Annotated in this window: 2 protein-coding genes; one reads left to right on the forward strand and one right to left on the reverse strand. The window is 42.0% G+C overall.

Features of this window, described 5'->3' with window-relative positions:
- Positions 1–279 precede the first annotated feature (279 nt).
- A complete protein-coding gene (locus tag Q1K24_RS09285; RefSeq protein ID WP_300369289.1) occupies positions 280–3,060 on the forward strand; it encodes a UvrD-helicase domain-containing protein in 2,781 nt (926 codons plus the stop codon).
- Between the two features lie 115 nt (positions 3,061–3,175).
- Here the strand turns inward: Q1K24_RS09285 and Q1K24_RS09290 are convergent, their stop codons facing one another.
- On the reverse strand, positions 3,176–4,387 hold the full coding sequence (locus Q1K24_RS09290) for a DUF418 domain-containing protein (protein WP_300369292.1): 1,212 nt from the start codon (positions 4,385–4,387) through the stop codon (positions 3,176–3,178).
- Positions 4,388–4,662 lie beyond the last annotated feature (275 nt).

A 4,662-nucleotide genomic window follows, 5' to 3' on the forward strand; every position in this document is an offset into this window, starting at 1 on the left:
TCTTCCGGCACTTCCGTCTCGATGAACATGTCGAACGTGATATCCATAACTTCTCCTGATTCATGTGATGAATCGATTATATCTTTTTTATCTTGAGAGAATTTTGACGGGTATCAACGGAGGTGGTTGTATTTTTAACTTTGCGAAATTCTTTAATCTGCATATCGTCGTCATAATTGTACTTGTCATTTCAAAAAAAAATTTTGATCGAAAATGACATGGTCGGAGTCCCACTTGAGTGATACGATCTAAATAACAGATCGCACAAGGATGGACTCCATGAAAACTCATACTTTGGATCGTATTAATGATACAAAATCGCAAATTAGTGCTATTGAAGAACGAATTGTCCTGTTGCAAACCTACATGCAGGAGTTGCGGCCCAAAGAATGGTATCGAATTATTAAAAAAATTCTTTATGCCTTCGGCTGGCTTCCCTCTTTGCGATCCGCCAGATCCAAACTTCAGGATTTGTATCGGGAAAAGCTACTTTTGCATCTTGCATTGTTCGAAGAGGAGATAGTGAGCATTTGCGATGAGTACATCAAGAAATCTCGTATGAAAGATATCGAAATAGAACTATCGAAGCTCAAAGATGTGCTTGATTCAAATAAAAAATATCTTAATGACAATATCAGATCGAAGTGGCGAAGTATTCAAGAGGAATTTGCTGATATCGAGTCCTGGTACTCTTTGAAAAATAGAGATTTTATTGACTGTGAAAAGATCACGTTCAAAAATTATTTTGACCATGTCGAATCTAATCCCCTGACTGATAAACAGCAAGAAGCGGTAATCGTTAATGAAAAAAACAACCTGATTCTTGCAGGTGCAGGTTCTGGTAAGACGAGTGTGATTGTCGCTAAAGTCGGATACATCATGAAAAAAGGATACGCTGCTCCCGAAGAGATATTGGTTTTGGCGTTCAATAAAAAAGCGCAGCAGGAAGTAGAAGAACGTATCGAAAAGAAACTCGGCGTTCGAATCACCGTTAATACCTTCCACTCTTTTGGTCTTCAGATCATTGCCAAGGCCCAGGGCATTAAACCCTCGCTTTGTTCTTGGTCAGAAGACGGTCTCCAGCATGCCCAACTTATACGTCAAATTATGGCCGAAAAACTCGAAGAAGACAAAAGTTTCTATGCCAACACACAGATCTATTTTGTCTCATTCTTTGCACCCTACAAAGCCATCGAAGAGTTCGAGACTTTAGGTGAATATTACGAGTACATCCGAAACCACGATATTCGTACTCTCAAAGGTGAAAAAGTCAAAAGTTTTGAAGAATGCATGATCGCGAACCAGCTCTACATGTGGGATATCGACTATCGATATGAGGTTGATTACGAAATTTCTACCGCTTCGCATGATCGTCGACAATACAAACCCGACTTCTATCTTCCCGAGTATGGCATCTATATCGAACATTTTGGGATATCTAAAGACGGATGCACTCATCCCGATATCGATGCACAAGAGTACCAGCAGGGTATGATATGGAAAAGAGAGATACATGAAATCCATGGCACGAAACTTATCGAAACCTACAGCTATGAAAACAGTGAAGGTGTGCTACTTGAAAACTTGAAACAAAAGCTGATTGAAGCAGATGTGCCTATAGGAGAAAAATCAAAAGAAGAGGTATTGAAAAAATTGAATGAGAGTGGCAAGGTCGATGATTTTTCCAAGTTATTGATTGGATTCATGAACCATTTCAGAACCAATAAACTCAATCTTGCCCAATTGCAATTTAAGGCCGGAACAAACAGAGAAAAAATTTTTCTGAAAATCTTTGCCCATGTTTATGAAGCTTACAAATCGATCAAAATAGACCGGGGGTGTATCGATTTCGATGATATGATCACCATGGCTGTGGATGCGGTGAAAACCAATGCCTACCACTCCGATTTTAAATATGTCTTGGTCGACGAATTCCAGGATATCTCCGCAAGTAGAAGTACATTGGTAAAAAATCTTGTCGATCAAGTGTCCAATGCCAACCTTACGGTGGTCGGTGACGACTGGCAATCGATTAATCGCTTCGCGGGTAGCGATATTTCAATTATCCAAAGATTCGAGGAGCTTTATGGTGACACGGCAATTGTCAATTTAGATTACACTTTCCGGTTTAATGACATCGTCTCCAACATCGCTACAGATTTCATTCTAAAAAATCCGTTGCAGATCGAAAAGAAAATCAATACAATCAAGCAGGCCAAGTCTCCTAGCATCTATCTCTTCTGGTACAGTGACAAAGAGACAAAAACGGGTTATCTCGAAAATATTCTTTCACGGATCGCCAACAACAAAAAGGATAAGGTCTATTCAGTTAAGCTTCTGGGGCGGTATAACTTTCAAAAACCGGAGAAGTTTGGAGAATATATTCGGAAATACGAGAATATCCTGGATATCAGTTTCAATACGGTGCACTCATCCAAGGGATTAGAAGCCGATTTTATTATTTTGCTAGATATGGAATCGGGTAAATACGGTTTCCCTTCAGAGTTCGAAGACGACCCTTTGTTGAATCTTGTAATGCCTCAAGCGGACAATTTTAAAAATGCTGAAGAGAGGCGACTCTTCTACGTGGCACTAACGCGAACGAAGCAAAAGGTTTTTATACTGGCAAGCAAACTGTATAGTTCTGTTTTCGTGCGGGAAATTATTGACGATCATCCTGAAGAGATTTACCAAGTTGGCTGTGATTTTCACGAAATCACTACCTGTCCGACATGCAAAACGGGTATTCTCGTCAAACGCAAAGGGCCAAGGCACTGGTTTTATGGCTGTAGCAACTTTCCATATTGCAACTATACCGAGCGATTGATGATATGTCCAAAATGCAAAAAACATGAAGTCAAAAAAGACTTAAACCAAAAAATCGCCAAATGCATCGATCCAAATTGTAATGGATATTTGAAGCTTTGCCGCAAATGCAATGATTATATGGTCTTGCGAGAAGGCACATATGGCCAGTTTTTAGGATGTTCGAGTTATCCAAATTGTAAATACTCTGAAAATTTACCGAGTGGACAGGGTGATACTTTCCCACAAAATTGATATATCAGTTTGAAGTAATTGTGGATAGTAATTGGAGGACAGGCTATTTTTTATTACGAAGGAATTAATGGAGAATAAGAATAAATGGAATTAGTCTTGCTGTCTTGTTTGAATTTTACTCCCTGCGTAACGGAAACCATTTACCATACGTGAGACACCGCCAGAGCCACTCGAGTGGTCCGAAGCGAAAATATTTCAGCCACAGCCAGCTTATGCCTATCTGGAAAGTATAGAGAACGATGGAAAGAACAAGGATCTCTACGAGGCTCATCTTGCCAAAAAGCTGTCCGAAGAAGGGGTAGAAGATCAGATACCCGAACAGTGTGTGCATGATATAGTTGCTGAAGGACATTCGTCCGACATAGGAGAGCGGATGGAGCATCGTCCGCCATGGAATTTTTTCGTAGAGAATGGTCAGTGTATTGACATAGGCCATCGTGAGGAGAATCTGACCGGTGATTGCGACGATTTTGTAAAGTACCCCCATCCATTCCGTCGCAAACTTGCTCATACTGCCGCCGATCTGATCTGCAAGCATCGTGAAGAAGAGTCCACCGATCCAAAATAGAAGCATCAGGCGTTTCGACTTCGCCCACTTTTGGAAATAGCCGATCATCATCAGATAATAGCCGAAAAGGAAAAGGGCGAGCACGATACTCAGGCGGCCGGCCGGAAAGAGGTCGACATAACGCCAGTAGAGATTGTGCCAGTTTGCATGGAGCACTTCGAAAAAGGTGCCCGACTGGAAACGGAGCATCAACGCTTCGGGCGACAGGTCCACATAGGTTTTGTAGGATGTAGCCTGGTAATGCTGTATGAAATCCGGGAAAAAGTTGAAAATGACGATATCTTTGACGACCCATACGTAATAGAAGAAAACAGCGACCAGAAGCAGGCGTTTTGGAGGGAGATTGCGAAAAAGTATAAAAAAGAATCCGACGAGTCCATAGATGAGAAGAATATCACCCGACCAGAAGAACGCGTGAATGGCGCCAAAGAGCATCAAAAAGGCCAGACGCCGGCGATAGGTTTTGATGAATTCGGTCTGTTCGTCCCGGAATTTGCGAAACTGTATGTAGAACCCGATACCAAAAAGAAGCGAGAAAAGGGTATAGAATTTCGTGTCGATGAATATCATGAACAGATGGTGCAGAATATCGTTGAACTCGTAATAGGAGAGCCGCTGCATCACCTCGAACGGCATGAATTTGTAGCCGCTCCAGGACTGGATGTTGGCCATCAGTATGCCAAAAATCGCAAAACCCCGTATGACGTCGAGCACTTCGATGCGTTCGCTTTTCGATATCGGTCTGATCGTTTCACCCATAAAATTCCTTTACAATTATCTGTCGTTGTTCGTTATCAATTCAGGAGCTGTTCAGAATGGAGTGTTTCGGTATTCCTCTCTGGAATATTGTATTTTGGGGATGGGCTGCTTTTTTCATGAAAGGGCCTCACTTTTCCCATACCGGCAAGTCACTCCCGCATACGAGAAACTGCAGATGGGTCTCTGCCATCACCGATGTTGTTTTTCGCCATCGAGCAGATAGCGGCTGATCGCCTCCTGCGATACCCACTGGTCATTTCCCCACTCTTCTATCG

This window comes from Hydrogenimonas sp. (assembly GCF_029932565.1).
Lineage (GTDB): Bacteria > Campylobacterota > Campylobacteria > Campylobacterales > Hydrogenimonadaceae > Hydrogenimonas.

Excerpts from the sequence above, each read along its gene's own strand:
- Q1K24_RS09285 (WP_300369289.1), top strand. The coding sequence starts at position 280 with ATGAAAACTCATACTTTGGATCGTATTAATGATACAAAATCGCAAATT.
- Q1K24_RS09290 (WP_300369292.1), bottom strand. The coding sequence starts at position 4,387 with ATGGGTGAAACGATCAGACCGATATCGAAAAGCGAACGCATCGAAGTG.